This window comes from Desulfovibrio sp. Huiquan2017 (assembly GCF_017351175.1).
Lineage (GTDB): Bacteria > Desulfobacterota > Desulfovibrionia > Desulfovibrionales > Desulfovibrionaceae > Pseudodesulfovibrio.
The window spans coordinates 115,166-130,303 of record NZ_JAFMPN010000008.1; the positions used below are offsets into that span (position 1 = coordinate 115,166).

At 61.7% G+C, this 15,138-nt stretch carries 14 protein-coding genes; 6 read left to right on the forward strand and 8 right to left on the reverse strand.

The window, feature by feature from the left end:
• Positions 1-27: 27 nt before the first annotated feature.
• Complete coding sequence (locus J0909_RS08250) at positions 28-246, reverse strand: tyrosine-type recombinase/integrase (protein WP_207261993.1); 219 nt, start codon at positions 244-246, stop codon at positions 28-30.
• Between the two features lie 21 nt (positions 247-267).
• On the reverse strand, positions 268-1,650 hold the full coding sequence (locus tag J0909_RS08255; RefSeq protein ID WP_207261994.1) for a Fic family protein: 1,383 nt from the start codon (positions 1,648-1,650) through the stop codon (positions 268-270).
• A gap of 724 nt (positions 1,651-2,374) precedes the next feature.
• On the opposite strand from J0909_RS08255, the gene J0909_RS08260 reads away from it, so the two are divergent.
• From J0909_RS08260 to J0909_RS08285, 6 genes are all read left to right on the forward strand, one after another.
• A complete protein-coding gene (locus tag J0909_RS08260) occupies positions 2,375-3,136 on the forward strand; it encodes a glucose 1-dehydrogenase (protein WP_207261995.1) in 762 nt (253 codons plus the stop codon).
• 24 nt (positions 3,137-3,160) lie between these two features.
• Complete coding sequence (locus J0909_RS08265; protein WP_207261996.1) at positions 3,161-3,895, forward strand: electron transfer flavoprotein subunit beta/FixA family protein; 735 nt, start codon at positions 3,161-3,163, stop codon at positions 3,893-3,895.
• A 37-nt stretch (positions 3,896-3,932) separates the two neighbouring features.
• Positions 3,933-4,859 carry an electron transfer flavoprotein subunit alpha/FixB family protein gene (locus J0909_RS08270; protein ID WP_207261997.1) on the forward strand — a complete coding sequence of 309 codons (927 nt, stop codon included), beginning with the start codon at positions 3,933-3,935 and terminating at the stop codon, positions 4,857-4,859.
• Positions 4,860-4,899: 40 nt separating this feature from the next.
• Complete coding sequence (locus tag J0909_RS08275) at positions 4,900-6,381, forward strand: FAD-dependent oxidoreductase (RefSeq protein ID WP_207261998.1); 1,482 nt, start codon at positions 4,900-4,902, stop codon at positions 6,379-6,381.
• A 116-nt stretch (positions 6,382-6,497) separates the two neighbouring features.
• Positions 6,498-7,808, forward strand: a complete 1,311-nt coding sequence (locus J0909_RS08280; RefSeq protein ID WP_207261999.1) for an FAD-dependent oxidoreductase — start codon at positions 6,498-6,500, stop codon at positions 7,806-7,808.
• The gene (locus tag J0909_RS08285) at positions 7,805-8,101 is read left to right on the forward strand and encodes a ferredoxin family protein (RefSeq protein WP_207262000.1); all 297 of its coding nucleotides are present in this window, start codon (positions 7,805-7,807) and stop codon (positions 8,099-8,101) included. The genes J0909_RS08280 and J0909_RS08285 overlap by 4 nt, the downstream gene beginning before the upstream one ends.
• A 211-nt stretch (positions 8,102-8,312) precedes the next feature.
• Here the strand turns inward: J0909_RS08285 and rsgA are convergent, their stop codons facing one another.
• From rsgA to J0909_RS08315, 6 genes are all read right to left on the reverse strand, one after another.
• The gene (gene rsgA, locus J0909_RS08290; protein ID WP_207262001.1) at positions 8,313-9,422 is read right to left on the reverse strand and encodes a ribosome small subunit-dependent GTPase A; all 1,110 of its coding nucleotides are present in this window, start codon (positions 9,420-9,422) and stop codon (positions 8,313-8,315) included.
• A gap of 459 nt (positions 9,423-9,881) precedes the next feature.
• Entirely contained in the window at positions 9,882-10,901 is a 1,020-nt protein-coding gene (locus J0909_RS08295; RefSeq protein ID WP_353616749.1) for a proline racemase family protein, read from the reverse strand.
• Between the two features lie 67 nt (positions 10,902-10,968).
• Positions 10,969-11,874, reverse strand: a complete 906-nt coding sequence (locus J0909_RS08300) for a sulfite exporter TauE/SafE family protein (RefSeq protein ID WP_207262003.1) — start codon at positions 11,872-11,874, stop codon at positions 10,969-10,971.
• Positions 11,875-12,167: 293 nt separating this feature from the next.
• Positions 12,168-13,553, reverse strand: coding sequence for an FAD-dependent oxidoreductase (locus tag J0909_RS08305; protein WP_207262005.1), 1,386 nt, complete (start codon positions 13,551-13,553; stop codon positions 12,168-12,170).
• Positions 13,546-13,854 carry a (2Fe-2S)-binding protein gene (locus J0909_RS08310; RefSeq protein ID WP_207262007.1) on the reverse strand — a complete coding sequence of 103 codons (309 nt, stop codon included), beginning with the start codon at positions 13,852-13,854 and terminating at the stop codon, positions 13,546-13,548. Before J0909_RS08310 ends, J0909_RS08305 begins: the two co-directional genes overlap by 8 nt.
• A 10-nt stretch (positions 13,855-13,864) precedes the next feature.
• Entirely contained in the window at positions 13,865-15,070 is a 1,206-nt protein-coding gene (locus J0909_RS08315) for an NAD(P)/FAD-dependent oxidoreductase (protein WP_207262008.1), read from the reverse strand.
• Positions 15,071-15,138 lie beyond the last annotated feature (68 nt).

Genomic DNA, 15,138 nt, shown 5'->3' on the forward strand with positions numbered 1-15,138 from the left:
TTTTAGCGACTATTTTATAGGCGCAGCCTAGAAGGTCCCATCAATCTGTTCGAGCGCGTTGTCGAGCCCAAGCTCGTGGAGATAGCGGGCTGTCGTGTTCGGGGTCTTGTGGCGCAGGATACGCTGGATCAGCGAGGCCGGGGGCCCCGCGTGGAACAGTTCCGTGGCCGTGAGGTGGCGGATGCCGTGGTAGCCGAAGGGCTCCACTCCGGCGGGGATGCAAGCCCGGAAGTGGGCCTCTGCCATGGGGAATCCCCGGCATGGGCGCTATCCGCTTTTCCCGCTATCCTGGAAAAAGGATTTGTCCACGGCGAACCCGCGCAGCCGGGCCAGCGTTTCCGCATCGCTGAATATCTCCCGCAATCCGACGACCGCCGTGAAGACAAAGGCCTTTCCCCGTTGGTTGAGCTCAAGATAGCCCTTGTCCACGAGTTCGAGAAAATCCCGCCGCGCCGTGGGATAGGCGATCCCGTGATTGTTCTTGTGGTAGCGGATCGTGAATTCGGCCTCGGCATTGCGCAGGGCCCGCCCCACGATGGAACGCTGCCGGTCGTTCAACTGGGGGTCGTTCTTGAGCATCTGGCGCAACTCCCGGTCCCATTTCTCCCATGCCTCGACATAGTGCTCGACGACCCTGAGCGAGACCAGCATCAACTGGGCGGCCAGGGTCTGGAGCGACGTCAGGTCCCCGGGGCTCCGCCTGCGCAGGTTCTCGAAGGTGGGCCGGTCGAAGGAGACCAGGGGCGGAAGAATGCGTCCCGCGTCCCAGTCCAGCTTGGCCCGGGAGGCGGGCAACAGGCCGAGCACGGGCAGGTCGTGTTTCAGGGCGTAGAGATGCGCGACGAGACGGCCCACTTGGTAGCTGACCTGTTTGAATGGGCGGTAGAACCGGAACGAGTCCGTCAGGATCAGGGCCCGCAGGAGGTCATAGTCGTACTGGCTGCCGGTCTCGCCGTTCGCATAGGCGGCGATGTGGTCCAGTTGCCTGTCCGCGAACCGCTCGACCATGGCGTCCGGCCATTCGAACAGGCCGGTGCCCAGGGGGGCCTGGCTCGTGGCGAGGGCGTCCATATCCACTCCCTTGAGCAGTCGGTCGCGGAAATGCACGAACAGGTCCCTGGAGAAGGGTTCGTGGAGAAACTCCGAAAGATGGTCGATGGCGTAGAAGGTGTTGTACACAAGCTGCTCGGTCGCGTTTTTGGGCGCTTTGTCGAGCCTGAGCAGTATGTCCGCGTCCTTCATGGAGATGGAGAGGCCGTCCAGCTGCGTGGCGGCGATGGTTTCCGGGATCCGGACGTTCATGAGAAAGTGCTGGCCCCCTGCGGACGTCATGGTCCGGTGCAGATGGGAGTCCGGGGCGCAGGCCCTGGTCACTATGGTGACCACGTCCGAGAGCTCGTGCGTCCGGCGATACCAGTGCTCGCCGTCGTTCAAGTCCGGGATCGGGAGCTCAATCCCCATATAGCGGCTCATCCGGTGCATAAGCTCCCACATGCCGAGGGGACTCATGCCCGGAGGCAGGCTCTGGGACAGAAACTCCTCCCAGGTAATACATCGCTGCGCGAATCGTTTGATCATCGCCTGGAATTCGGGAGTATTGAAAACCTTCCAAATATCCCGCCCGGATGCGGGCGATCCGGTGTCGGTCATGTGCCGCTCCATACCATCCAAGATTGTTTTTGAATCATCGGGCGGCAACATCCGTCGGCAACCCGATGGGAAAGCATCCATTTCGTCCGAGGCGGTCAGTCGGCCCGGTCCCCGTGGCGGGTGTCGCTGCCTCAAACGTTCTCTACGCTACGGCAGTATATATATCATCCGAGTCATTTTTTGGCAAAAACTTATACATGCTCTGAAAATATATAAATAGTGCGCGCGTTGGGTGCAAAAAATAGTTTGCGGGAAATAGTTGGTTCAAAATGCCGGTAGCCGTCTCGGAGCCTGCGCCTCCCCTTGCCCTGCTCGGAGCGGGAGTCCAAGGAGAAGGCAGAGGGATAACGATACGATCATTTTTTAACATATATCAAAGTGGTTAGGGCTATTCACGCCGTTTGTCTCCCCGCGCCTTCGCAGAGTCCTTGCCGAACGGTTCGCTTCGTGCCTGCTGCTGGGATGACGCCCAATCTATCCTTTTTGCATCACCACCGTATTGGTCAGAATAATGGTCCGTGTTTATCATGCAAAATCTCTATTGTGTATACTTCTATCACTTCAAATCTTGTGCAACATATACAAAATCTACATATTGACACACTAAAGGCAGGGAGATACGGCAAAAATTAAGAGGTTGTGAATACGGATAGAGTCGTACATCGGCGGAACCGGAGACAAGGCGGATTCTCTTAACGAAGTGAAACCGAAAGGAGGCAATCACATGCCTGAACAATTGTTGGATTTTACGGGAAAGGTTCTCGCCCTGACGGGCGGCGGCTCTGGCATAGGGCAGGCGACCGCCATCGCCTTTGCACGGCAGGGCGCCAAGGTCGTCATCGCCGGGCGAAGCAACGCGGATGAAACTCTGCGCCGTATCAAGGAAGCCGGCGGCGAGGCCATATTTGTACGCACCGACGTCAGCGTCTCCTCCGATGTGCGGAACTTCATCAAGACGACCATCGACACCTATGGACGGCTCGACATCGCCTTCAATAATGCCGGATTGCTCCCCCCGACCGTCGACCTGGCCGATCAGACCGAAGAGGACTTCGACAAGATCATGGCCGTGGACGTCAGAGGGGTCTTTTTGTGCATGAAGTACCAGATCCCCGAGATGCTCAAGGTCGGAGGCGGCGCGATCATCAACTGCGGTTCCATCGTCAGTCTCGTGGCCGACCCCGGAATGAGCCCCTACGCGACGGCTAAGCACGCGGTCGCAGGCATGACCAAGGCCGCCGCCTTGGAATATGCGGCGCGCAATATCCGCGTTAATACGATCTGCCCCGGTCTGACCGAAACCGGCATGACAAAGGGCTGGCTGGCCGACCCGGAAATGCGTGAACTGGTCAAGTCCTACAATGCGGCCCACCGGATCGCCTCGCCGGACGAGATAGCCGGTATCGTCCTGTTCCTGGCTTCGCCGATGGCGTCCTTCGTCACCGGCGGCGTCTATCCCGTGGACGGTGGCCAGAGCGCCCACTAACCGCGCATCGAACGAGGGAAACCCATGAAGATACTTGTCGTATTCAAATGGTCGCAGGACCCGCAGGACGCCAGGGTGAGCGCCGACGGCGCCGTCGACTGGCAAGGCGTCAGGATGTCGGCGAACGACGACGATCCCGCCGCCATGGCGGTTGCCAGGGATATCGCTTCCCCGGACGGCGAGATTGTCGGGCTGACCATAGGCGATGGGGAAACGGCCTGGGCGGCGGCGCGCGGAGCGTCGAGCACCGTGGTCGTGTCCGACGCCCGGACCAATGCGGACAGCGCCGTCACCGGTGCCGTCCTGGCCGCCGGGGTCAGGCGGGCAGGCGATGTGGATGTCGTCGTTATCGGCGATTCCGCGTGGGATTACGGCGTGGTCGCCTCGCTGGCGGGGCAGCTGGGCTGGCCCGCACTGGCGAACGTCCTGTCCGTCGAGAAACGGGATGGGGCGCTGCGGGCGACCCGCAAGATCGGCAGCGGCACCCAGATCGTCGATGTGACCGGGCCCGCCGTTCTGGCCGTGGTCGCCAACCGGGCCGAACAGGAGATTCCCGGAATGAAGGCTGTTCTCGCCGCGCGCAAGAAGCCCGTGGACACGATTGGCCTGGCGGATTTGGCGATTGACCCACCGGCCGTGGTTTCCTCGCGGGGGACGAAGCTCCCCGATGTCCCGCCGGCACAGATTATCGACGGCTCGGACCCCAAGGCCGCTGCCGGACGGCTGATGGCGGCCCTGCATGCGGAAAACGTGTTGTAGGCATGGCCGGAGCCGCGTGAGCAACAGGAGGTGGCAAGTGAGTGGAGATAGTTGGCTTATCATTACCGATGAAGGACGCATAGGCGGGATGCTTTCCGCCGTCCGACAGCTTGGCGGCAAGGTCACGGCGGTGGTGGTCGGGCCTCGTGGCCTGGCGGACACCGTCGCGGCGAAAGGGCCTGACCGGGTTCTCTGGTTTGCCGTGGAGGAGGGCTTTCCGCCCGAAGCGTACGGAACGCAAGTCGCCGAGGCGGCAAAGACCGCCGGGGTACGGGTTGTCCTTTCGTCGGATGTGCCGTCGGGGCGTGTGCTGCTCGGCATGGTTGCCGCGCAGACGAACAGCGCCGTGGTCGGTTCGATTCGGAGCCTGGCCGAGGATGGAGATAGTCTTCTGGTCGGCCGGTCCGTGGCCGACGGCAGGGCTGTCGAGACCCTGGAAGTGACCGGTTCACTGGCCGGTATTTTCGACGGAAAGGATGTGGACCTGCCGCCCGGCCAGCCCGCGACCGTCGAGGAAGTTCCGGTCCGCCAGCCGGACGGCGCCTTGCGTGTCGTGGAGACCCTGCCTGCGAGCGCGGAGAGCGCCGGGCTGCTGTCCGCGGAGCGTGTGGTGGGCGCGGGCTCGGGAATCCGGGCCAAGGAAGACCTCGAACTGATCCGGCAACTGGCGACAGCCGTTGGCGCGGAGATCGCCTGCAGCCTGCCCGTCTGCGACGACATGCGGTGGTTCGAATCGGCGCGTGTCGTCGGGTCCTCACATCATCAGATCGCTCCGGCTCTTTATATCGCCGTGGGCATCTCCGGGCAGCCGCAACACATGTCCGGGCTGCGGGACGCCAAGGTCATCGTGGCCGTCAATAACGATCCCGAGGCCCGGATCTTCAAGCATTGCAATTATGGAATCGTCGGGGACCTCTACAAGGTCGTCCCCGCATTGGCAGAGGAATTCAGGAACGCCTGTTGATCGTGAATGAGTAACACACTCTTTTATCAGGAGAAATAGAATGTCTGACCAAAACATCGCTTTCGATACTGAATACGACGTTGTCATCATCGGTGGCGGCGGCTCTGGAAAGTCTGCGGCTCTCACGGCGGCTCAGGGTGGGCTGCGCACCGCGATCCTGGAGAAGATGGAACAAACGGGCGGAAGTTCGATCTACGCCGAGGGAACCGCCGCGTTCGAGTCCAGCGAACAAAAGAAGCGCGGTGTTCCGGATCAGGAAGGAAAGCACTTCCCCTCGCGGGAGGAGGGATTCCGCCGATATATCGAATATAGCCACCATCGGGCCAACCCCGACGTCGTGCGAATGCAGGTCGAGAACACCGCCGAAACCATCGACATCCTGAAGTCCCTGGGGATCGAGTACACCGACGTCTCCATCTATGCGTACGACCAGCCCCATGAGCTGTACACGTTCCACCGGCCGGACGGTTTGGGCGAACGCGTCCAGGAGGTCCTGTTGCGCGCCTGCGTCAATGCCGGAGTGGACATCTTCACGTCGACGCCGGCCAGAAAGATTTTGATGAAGGACGGCGCCGTGACCGGGGTCGTGGCCGAGGATTCCGATGGGAACGTCATGAACATCGGCTGCCGGGCGGTGATTTTGGCGACTGGCGGTTACGGCAACAACCCGGAACTGGTGAAGAAGTACTCGTGGCTCTACCGCAGTGCGGACTTCACCTATCAATGCGTTCCCACGGAGAACACCGGCGACGGACTGACCATGGCCCTCGAGGTCGGCGCCGACACGGAGAACATCGGTGCGATAATGATCGTCCCGTGCGCGCGAAGCAAGACCCTGACCTCGCATGCGAGCGGCGCCGGTTCCCAGCCGGTCCTGTGGGTGAACAAGACGGGCCGTCGCTTCGCCAGCGAGGAAGTGGCCATGAGTTTTGCCGACGCCGGGAACACCGTGGCCAAGCAGCCGCAAGCCACGGTGTATGCGCTCATCGACAGCGACACCGTGCAGCACCTCATGACCGAGGGATCGGACATCGGCCTCGGCGATTTCATTGAATACCACATGAAGCTGGTCCGGCTCCAGGCGGAACTGGATCAGGATGTCGCCGACGGCATCGCCTGGAAGGCGGACACCATCGAGGGCCTGGCCAAGGCCGTAAAGCTCGATCCCGCCGTGCTCGCCAATACGGTGGATGAATACAACGATGCCTGCGACAAGGGGTATGATCCCTTGTTCTTCAAGCCCGCCAAGTTCCTTCGCCCCGTGCGGAAGGCCCCGTTCTACGCCATCAATATGGCGGCGAGCGTGCTTGCTTCGGACGGCGGCATTCGGGTCAACGGCGATCTTCAGGTCACCGACCAAGACTACAACCCCATTCCGGGATTGTACGCCGTGGGCAACGACGCCAGCGGCTTGTTCGGCGACACCTACAACCTGGATGTACCCGGAACGGCCAACGGCTTTGCGCATGCGTCGGGGCGGGTCGCCGCACGGCATGTAATCGCCATGTGCAAGGAATCGTAGGGTCACATTCTCGGACACGCTCCTACCGATCGAGGGAGGTGGGCCTGGCGGCCATTCGCGGCCGCTGGTCCGCCGCCCTCCCGGTGGGTTCCCGGTTGAGACAGGAGGTAGCAGGAATGAATGCAGAGAACCAATCCCCGGATGTCGATTTCGACGTCATCGTCGTCGGAGCCGGTGTGGCCGGTTGCGTCACGGCATACCAGCTGGCCGTCAAGGGACATTCCGTGCTTCTGGCGGAGCGGGGGCCGAAGCCGGGTAGCAAGAATCTGTCGGGCGGCGTTTTTTATTGCAGCGTGATGAAAGAGGTTATGCCCGAGTTCGAGGCCGAGGCGCCGATCGAACGCCGGGTGACCCGCAACTGCCTGAGTTTTCTCTCGCCCACATCCTTCGTCAACCTGGACTATCGTGATGAACGGCTGGCCCAGAACGGGACTGCCGTGACCGTGCTCCGGGCCAAACTCGACGATTGGCTGGCCACCAAGTGCGAAGATGTCGGCGTGACGTTGATGCCCGGCATCAAGGTCGACGGGCTGCTCAAGGATGCGGACCGGATTGTCGGCATCAAGGCGGGGGACGATACCTTGCGCTCGCATGTGGTGGTCGCGGCCGACGGCGTGAATTCGTTCCTTTGCCGGGATGCCGGCATCCGGGCGACGGAGCCGACGAACCATCTGGCCGTCGGGGTCAAATCGGTCATCAGGTTGCCGCGCGAGGTGATCGAGGAGCGGTTCAATCTCAATGGCGACGAAGGGGCCGCGTATGCCGTGGTCGGCGATTGCACCAATGGCGTGGGCGGCGGGGGGTTCTTGTATACCAACATCGACTCCATCTCCATTGGTGTCGTGCTCCGGCTCGACGATCTTGTCGAACGCGGCGAGTCGTCCTCGGACCTGCATGACCGTTTCTTGAGCAATCCGGCGATTGCGCCGTTTCTCAAGGGAGGGGAATTGCTCGAATACGGCAGCCACCTGGTCGCCGAAGGAGGTCGGGCCATGGTGCACGACCTCACCCGGCCGGGCCTGGTCGTTGTCGGCGACGCCGCCGGATTGACCCTCAACACCGGGTTGACCCTCCGGGGCATGGATCTGGCCGCGGGGTCGGGTATCGTGGCGGCAAAGACCATCGACACCGCCTTGCAACAGGGGGATTTCTCCCAGGCCTCGCTGGACGCCTATACCGCCGAGCTCGATGCGACCTTTGTGGGCCAGGATATGCGGACCTATGCCAAGGCACCGGACTTTTTCCTGAATCCGCGCATGTATGGAGACTATGGCCGGTTGTTGAGCGACGTCTTGTACGGTGTCTATAATCTCGACATGAAGCCGCGTCGGCATTTGCTGCCCATGGTGATGGCCGCGCTGAAGGAATCGCCGGTAAAGGCCATGCAACTCGCCAGAGACGCCTACGCGGCAGTGAGGGCGCTATGAACACGAATCAATTCGGGACCGTCACCGAACGGCTTGACAGGAACCACTATGAAACGGATGTGGAGCAGTCCCATATAACGGTCGATCAGGCCGCTGCCAGGGCCGCGGACGCCGGTCCGTTGCTCGTCCGGATCTGCCCCGCCCACGTCTATTCGATCCAGGCGGACGGCACCATCGGGGTTATGGCGGCGGCCTGCCTGGAGTGCGGGGCCTGCCTGGCCGTGGCTCCCCCCGGCGTGCTCTCCTGGCGCTACCCCCGCAGCGGCATGGGCATCACCTACCGCGAAGGCTAGGCGGGACGAAAAGCAGACCCGATTCCGGCGGCATACCGCGTTTGGTTATACGTCCCGCCACGCCGGAGCCCGCGCGTTCGAGCCTCGTCGGCTCAGCCGAGAAAGATCAAGCCCTTACGACTTGCATCGTAAGGGCTTTTTTTTGTCTCACCACCATGCGTTCAGGGGGTGGGGCGCTATCAAGGCAGCGCTTCGGTGGGCTGTTTCTTTGTCATCGCTGCTTGCGCCGGTTCATGCGCTTGATTTCCATGGTTACGTCTTTCCAGCGCTCTTTTTCGACGCAGTCCGCGCTTTTTTCGGTGCGGGCCCGGACGTAGCTCATTTCCCGTTGCATTTTGCGGTAGTTCTCCAGGCGGGCCGGGGAGAGTTCGCCGGTGTCCACGGCGAGGATCACCGCACAGCCGGGTTCGTGCCGGTGCGAGCAGTCAGCGAAGCGGCAGTGATCGGCCAGTTCACGGATGTCGGCAAAGGTCGCGTCCAGGCCATCGCCGTCTTTGGACAAGGCTATTTCGCGGATGCCCGGGTTGTCCAGGAGCAGGCCGCCCCGGGGCATGGCGATGAACTCGCGGGACGTCGTGGTGTGGCAACCCTTGCCCACGCTTTGGCTCACGGCCGCCGTGGCCTGGATATCGCTGCCGTGCAACATGTTCGCCAGCGAGGATTTTCCCGCTCCGGACGAGCCGATCATGGAGACGGTTTGCCCGGCCCCGAGGAAGGCGTGGAGCGCTTCGACGCCGAGCCCGCCCTGTGTGGAGGTGAGGATCACCGGGACGCCGAGCGCGGTGTTCTCCACCTCGTCCCGGCATGTCGCCGGAGATTCGTGGAGGTCCGCCTTGGTCAGGACAATCACCGGGGCCATGGCGCAATTATAGACCAGGGCCAGGTAGCGCTCGATCCGGCGCAGGTTGTAGTCACGGTCCAGGCCGCAAACGATGAACACCGTGTCGATGTTCGCGGCCAATGGCTGTTCGCGCCGGGACGCGCCCTCCTGCCTTCCGCGTGAGCCCGCCTCGCCCCGGCACAGTGTGTTCCGGCGCGGGAGGACGCGTTGGATCACGGTTTCGTCCACGAGCACCCAGTCTCCGGTGACCGGATAGTCCTGCCCCAGGGGGCGGCGCATCCTGCCGGACGGGGTGCAGAGCCATTGCGCGCGCCCGTCGGAGACCGGAAAACGGTCCCGCTGCGCGCTGAGGACCCGGGCCATGCGGCTCATGTCGAGGTTTTCGTCGGCCGCCAGGCGGTCGAAGCGTTCGCTCCAGCCGAGTCGGCGGAGGTTGTCTGTCAGTTCGTCCTGATTCGTGGAAAAGGTCTGTCTCTTCATCTTGATTCCATTGCGGTTGCATCGAAGGGAGCCTTCGATCGTGTCGGATCACGGCCGGCCGACGCTGCGGCCGACGGTCAACGGTAAACGGAATGGGGGATATGGAAAGGGCGTCGAAAAAGACCTGTTTCAGGCGAAACAAGACCTGGCTGGCTGAGTCAACCATAGGGGAGGGCCGCGCCGGGGCGCGGCGCAGAGGCTGCTTAGACCTGCGGGTCGCCCTTTTCCATATTTCGGGCGGCAAGATCCAGAGACCGGGAAATCATCCAAACTCCTTGGTTACACGAGGAGGCTTATCGCAAACGCAATGCTTGTCAAGAGGCTTTACGCGGGGCCCAAGGGGATACCGCTGGGGCGGGTTCCGCTGAAAACAGCAAGCCCCGGAAGCGTTGCGCCCGGGGCTTGCACCTGGGGCCGTCTGGTTGCGAACAAACGGCCTGCATGGGGTTGGGGTGAGGTCTATTGCAAGGAAAATCCGTATTTTACCGGATCGTCTTCATCTATCACATATTGCCCGTAGCCCGTGATATACGCGCTGCCGGTGATCTCCGGGATGATGGCCTTGTACGGCCCGACGGTCGTCTCCCGCTTGGCTTTGCCGATGAATTTGGTGTTTATGACGCTTTCATAGACAAAGGGTTCGTCCAAGGCCAGCTCGCCTCTGGCCCACAATGTCGCGACCTTCGCGCAAGTCCCGGTGCCGCAAGGAGAGCGGTCGATTTGGCCGTCGAAGATGGTGATGTTCTGCATGTCGGTGTCCGGCGATTTGGCCGGGCCGTAGATCTCGCACAAATCGATGGTGGTGATGTGCGGCAGCTCCGGGTGGATGATCTCGATCTGCTCATTCGCGGCCCGGAGAATGGCCATGCCCGCATCGGTCAGCTTGGACGCATTCTCGGTGCAGATTTCGAGCCCCAGCTTTTTGGAGTCGATGATGGCGAAGAAGCTTCCGCCGAAAGAGATGTCCATCGTCAATTTCCCATAGCCGGGAACATCGACTTCGGCATCCTTGCGGTACAGAAAGGCTGGAACATTCTCGAACGACACGCTTTTGGCCTTTCCGCCTTCAACGTTCACGTTCACGCTGACCAGACCGGCCGGGGTCTCCATCTTCACGGACGTATTCGGTTCCTGGACTTCGATCATGCCGGTTTCGACCATGATGGTGTTGGTGGCGATGGTGCCGTGGCCGCACATGTTGTGATAGCCGTTCCCGTGCATGAATATCACGCCGAAATCGGCGTCGGGATTACACGGCGAGGTCAAGACCGCGCCATACATGTTGCAGTGCCCTCGCGGCTCCAAGATCAGAGCCCGATGCAGATCATCATAATGCTCCATGAAGTATGCCTTTTTTTCCGGCATGCTGCTCCCTTTCACTTTCGGGAATCCGCCGACGATCAGCCGCAAGGATTCTCCCATCGTGTGGGACTCGACTGTGAATATATGACGATTTGATTTCATGGAAAAAACCTCCATCGTGTGAGTTTATATGTTTTTCATTGAAATGCTTGGAAGCATGGTTTGCTGCTGTAAAAGCCGGCAATTACGGTGTGTTGCTTTCCGGAATGGCATCGGCGGCCGGGGCGTTCTGGCGCCAGTCCTTGAACATGCTGTAGATCATGGAGGCGGCAGTGTAGAGAATCACGCCGATGACTACCCATTTCAGTACGAACAGGGGCAGAGACTTGACCAGGAATGCGGCGACGAGCACACCGGGAATGCCGGCCATCATGTAGATCAGGGCAACCTTGCGGTCGAGCGCGCCTTCCTTGATGAATTTCAGCGAAGCAATGGGCATGAGAAACGCGCAGGAGCCCATCATGATGGGGAAGGCCGCCCGGGGGGACATGCCCAGGAAGTAGATGAGCGCCATACATGGCGCGTACAGGCCGATGCCCGCCGTCATCAGAATGCCCAGGATGAAATTGCCCACGACGGCGATAACCAGGTTTATCCCGGTCAGTCCGGTGGCTTCGCCGCCGCTCGGCATCCAGCCCATCATGCCCAGGAACATCACCACGGCGGTGACGAGCAGGGCAACACCCATGGTCAGGCGGACCTTCTGCACGGAAAAGTGCGAGATGATGGAGGCGCCGAAATACGCGCCCACAGAGCTGGAAACCAACATGCTGATCAGCGTCACGGGGTCCACGTCGATGGTCGTGATCAGAATACAGCCGGAAAACACTTCCGGAAGGGAAGTGAACACATTCAGCGTTCCCGGAATCTTCTGGTCCTCGATTTGCTTGAAGAACCGCAGCAGGGCCGTGGCGGGGGCGAAGTTGCCTATCCCGAGCGTATCCCCGAACATCGTCAAAAACCCGATGGGAGCGACCGCGCCGACGGTTGCTGTACTTTTCACGTGACGATTCGCACGATAGTCCTTCAAAAAGACAAACAGGAAATATGCACCAAGAAGCACGAGTAACCCGGTGAGAATTCGAACCATTTTGCCCTCCACCGTAGCACGGCAAGCTTGAAATCTTTGTTATCTCATGGTCGGAGTCTTCGGTCGTCCGACGGCCGGAACAATCTCTCACCACGCCATCAGCTCTTGATGTCGCTTCCGATATCGGTTTTCCCCTCCGGAGCGGTCGCCCAAACCACTCCGAAGATGGCGCTCACGATTGAGCTTCAATGCAGTCCCGGCGGTAGCGCCCGTGCATCCCGCCGGGACTGCATGTCCCTGACGTCAGGAACTATTTCAATCAGTTGACAAGGTTATATATCCACAGCTCGCGCCTACAGCAGGTCGGACGGGCTGGGCATCTCGATGAGCTCCCCCAAACGGAGCGGGAAGAGAGGTGGTTGCGCTGTGTACAGCGGCAGATTCTCCAGCGGCATCCCCTGGGCGTCGGCGATCATCTCGACAACGGCCTGGCCGCAGACGCGCCCCTGGCAGGTGCCCATGCCCGGCCGGGCCTGGGCCTTCAGGCCGTCGGGCGAATAGCAGCCACCGCGAATTGCTTCGCTCAGGTCCCTGGCCGTCAGTTCTTCGCATCGGCAGACGATGGCGTCCGGGTGCGGTTGCAGCATGGCGGGTGTGGGGGCGAAGTATTCGTCCAGGAAAGGCTGTAAAGCCTTGCAGCGCCTGATGGTCCGCAGGAAGGGCCGAGCCTCCCTGTCGCGTTCCGCCAGGGGCAGGCGGCCGAGTTCGCGGCAGATATCCAAGCCGACAAGGCTGCCTTCGGCACGGGCCGCCAGCGCTCCGCGGACAGTGACGGTGTCACCGGCCGTGCGCAGGCCCGGCGCGGAGGTCTGGCCCCACATGTCCGCATCCACGTGCCAATAGCGCTGCGTCTGGTCCCAGGCGTGGCGCAGCCGCGCCAGGCGGGTGATGCGACTTTCGGAGACAACCCCCTCGTGGAGCAGCACCGTGGAGGCGGCCAGGCTTTTGCGTTTGCCGCTGCGGGTGGCGAAGCTCACGCTCAGACCCTGCCCGCTTTCGCGGATGGACACGTCCTGCGCGCCCAACACGCACTTTTGCCCGAGGAAAGTCTTGGCCGCCATGTTCATTCCATGGAGGAAATACCCCGGACGGGCCAGTATCCCGGACGCATGCTTCATGGCGCGCATGGCGTTCCCGAGCCTGCCCGTCAGCAGGACGCCGGCCACGGGGACCTTGAAGTGGCTCAAGTGCACGGCCGCCTGAAGGATCAGCGGGCCGTTGCCGCACAAGACCACCGGACCTTCGGGCAGGAGGCCTGCCGATTTCAGCAGCACGTCCGAAGCACCGGACCCCATGACGCCGGGCAGGGTCCAGCCGGGCAGGGGGACGGGGCGTTCCATGGCGCCGGTGGCCAGCAGTACCTGACGCGCCCGGACGAATTGGCTCTTGCCCTGTTGGCTGTAGTACACCCGGTCCGGAGCGATATCCCAGACGTTGGCCCCGGCTTCGAATTGTGCGCCGCATTGAAGAAAGCGCTTTACGAGCGGAAGGCCGTCGGCATAGTCGCTGCCCAGCTTGCCGGACATGGGAGAGGAACCGACGCTGCGGTAGATCTGCCCTCCCGGTTCGGTCTGCCGGTCCACCACCAGGGTGGACAGCCCGTGCCCGGCGGTCTCGATGGCGGCGGACATGCCCGCAGGCCCCGCACCGACGATGATCACATCCCAAACCTTACTCATGGCTGTTCTCCTTGTGGAAATCGGGCACGCCGTTCTGGCGGAAGACCTGCATGCCTTCGACAACGGCCGTCAGGCAGGCCTGTTGATTGGGAACGCCGTCTATCGTCATGAGGCATTCATGGCACACGCCCATCTGACAGTAGGGGCCGCGTTTTTGCCCGCCGTGGGAAGTGCGGGTCCAGCCGTGGGAGGGGCCCAGGACCGCAGCCGCCACGGTCATTCCCTCTTCGACTTCAAGGGGCTGCCCTTCGAAGTATATTGTGATGGTTTTTCCCTTGGACTCACTGACTTTCTTAAACATTTGCTTCCTCCTACGCCGACGTTTCCCCGACGGGCAACGCCGGAGGGTTGAAGCCAAAACGATCAATGCTCATGTAGCTGGTGTCGATGAACGGCGTTTCGCCGCGAACGAGTTCCGACATGATCTTGCCCGTGATCAGCGAGAGGCTGATGCCGAGGCCCTCATGGCCTGCCCCGACGAACAGGCCCGGGACATGGGTTGTGGAAATGATGGGCAATTCATCCGAAGTCGCGGGGCGCACACCGGCGTAACAACGCAGGAGACGCATGTCCGACAGGGTCGGGAAGAAGTGATTTCCGCGCTCGGCCACGGCCCGCATGACCGCGGGATGGGGGCGGATGTCCATACCCACGAAGCGGCGGCTGCTGCCGACCAGCACCGTACCCGCCGAGGACGGCTCGATGACGAAGGCCACACCGAATTTGTCCATGTCGGGAGTCACGTTTTCACGCTTCAGGCCGTGCTTGGTCAGCAGGTAGCCGTATTCCACGTATGCCTTGCTCAGCAGGCCCTTGACCCGCTCGGTGACCAGGATGTGGCCCTGGCGCGGGCGGATGGGGATGTTCACGCCCAGCATGGCCCCCAGTTGCGGGGTCCACACGCCGGAGGCGAGGATGACGTTTTTGGTGGCGATAAAGCCCTTGTCGGTCTCAACGCCGCTAACCCGGCCATTCTCCGTGCGCAGGCTCGTGACCTGCGTGCGGGACAGGATGGTCGCGCCGTTGGCCTCGGCGTGTTTGGCCAGGCCAAAGCAGAGGCGCATGGGATTCAGGGTACAGTCGTTGTTGAAGTTCAGGCAGGCGAGGACCTTGTCGCCGATATTGGGTTCGCGGTGGCGCAACTCGTCCCGGTCCCAAAGGGTGACGTCGTATCCCTCTTTCTTTTTGCCTTCGTAGTTTTCCTTGACCGTTTCGAGGTGGCTTTCATCGTCCACCAACAGGCCGATGCCCTCGGGGGTGAATTCGAAATCCACCGGCAGGAATTTCTGGGCCTCGTAAAACAGGTTCTGCCCTGTTTTGCAGAATACGCTGTAGTCGCCGGGAGGCGTGTCATAGGTGACCACGTGCCCTTCGCATCGACGGCTGGTGCCCCAGGCGAATTCGCCGCGTTCCACCAACGTCACGTCCACCCCGCCCATGGCGAGGTAACAGGCGACAGCCGTTCCAACGGCCCCGCCACCGATGACGACGGCTCCGGCTGTTCGTTTGCTGCTCATGTCATTTCTCCTTACTACCCTGTGGTCTTCGGGGAATCCGCAACACGCCCCAGGCCCAGAGATGCTTA

Coding starts and splice junctions, on each gene's coding strand:
- J0909_RS08250 (WP_207261993.1), bottom strand. CDS start 246: ATGGCAGAGGCCCACTTCCGGGCTTGCATCCCCGCCGGAGTGGAGCCC.
- J0909_RS08255 (WP_207261994.1), bottom strand. CDS start 1,650: ATGACCGACACCGGATCGCCCGCATCCGGGCGGGATATTTGGAAGGTT.
- J0909_RS08260 (WP_207261995.1), top strand. CDS start 2,375: ATGCCTGAACAATTGTTGGATTTTACGGGAAAGGTTCTCGCCCTGACG.
- J0909_RS08265 (WP_207261996.1), top strand. CDS start 3,161: ATGAAGATACTTGTCGTATTCAAATGGTCGCAGGACCCGCAGGACGCC.
- J0909_RS08275 (WP_207261998.1), top strand. CDS start 4,900: ATGTCTGACCAAAACATCGCTTTCGATACTGAATACGACGTTGTCATC.
- J0909_RS08280 (WP_207261999.1), top strand. CDS start 6,498: ATGAATGCAGAGAACCAATCCCCGGATGTCGATTTCGACGTCATCGTC.
- J0909_RS08285 (WP_207262000.1), top strand. CDS start 7,805: ATGAACACGAATCAATTCGGGACCGTCACCGAACGGCTTGACAGGAAC.
- rsgA (WP_207262001.1), bottom strand. CDS start 9,422: ATGAAGAGACAGACCTTTTCCACGAATCAGGACGAACTGACAGACAAC.
- J0909_RS08295 (WP_353616749.1), bottom strand. CDS start 10,901: ATGGAGGTTTTTTCCATGAAATCAAATCGTCATATATTCACAGTCGAG.
- J0909_RS08300 (WP_207262003.1), bottom strand. CDS start 11,874: ATGGTTCGAATTCTCACCGGGTTACTCGTGCTTCTTGGTGCATATTTC.
- J0909_RS08305 (WP_207262005.1), bottom strand. CDS start 13,553: ATGAGTAAGGTTTGGGATGTGATCATCGTCGGTGCGGGGCCTGCGGGC.
- J0909_RS08310 (WP_207262007.1), bottom strand. CDS start 13,854: ATGTTTAAGAAAGTCAGTGAGTCCAAGGGAAAAACCATCACAATATAC.
- J0909_RS08315 (WP_207262008.1), bottom strand. CDS start 15,070: ATGAGCAGCAAACGAACAGCCGGAGCCGTCGTCATCGGTGGCGGGGCC.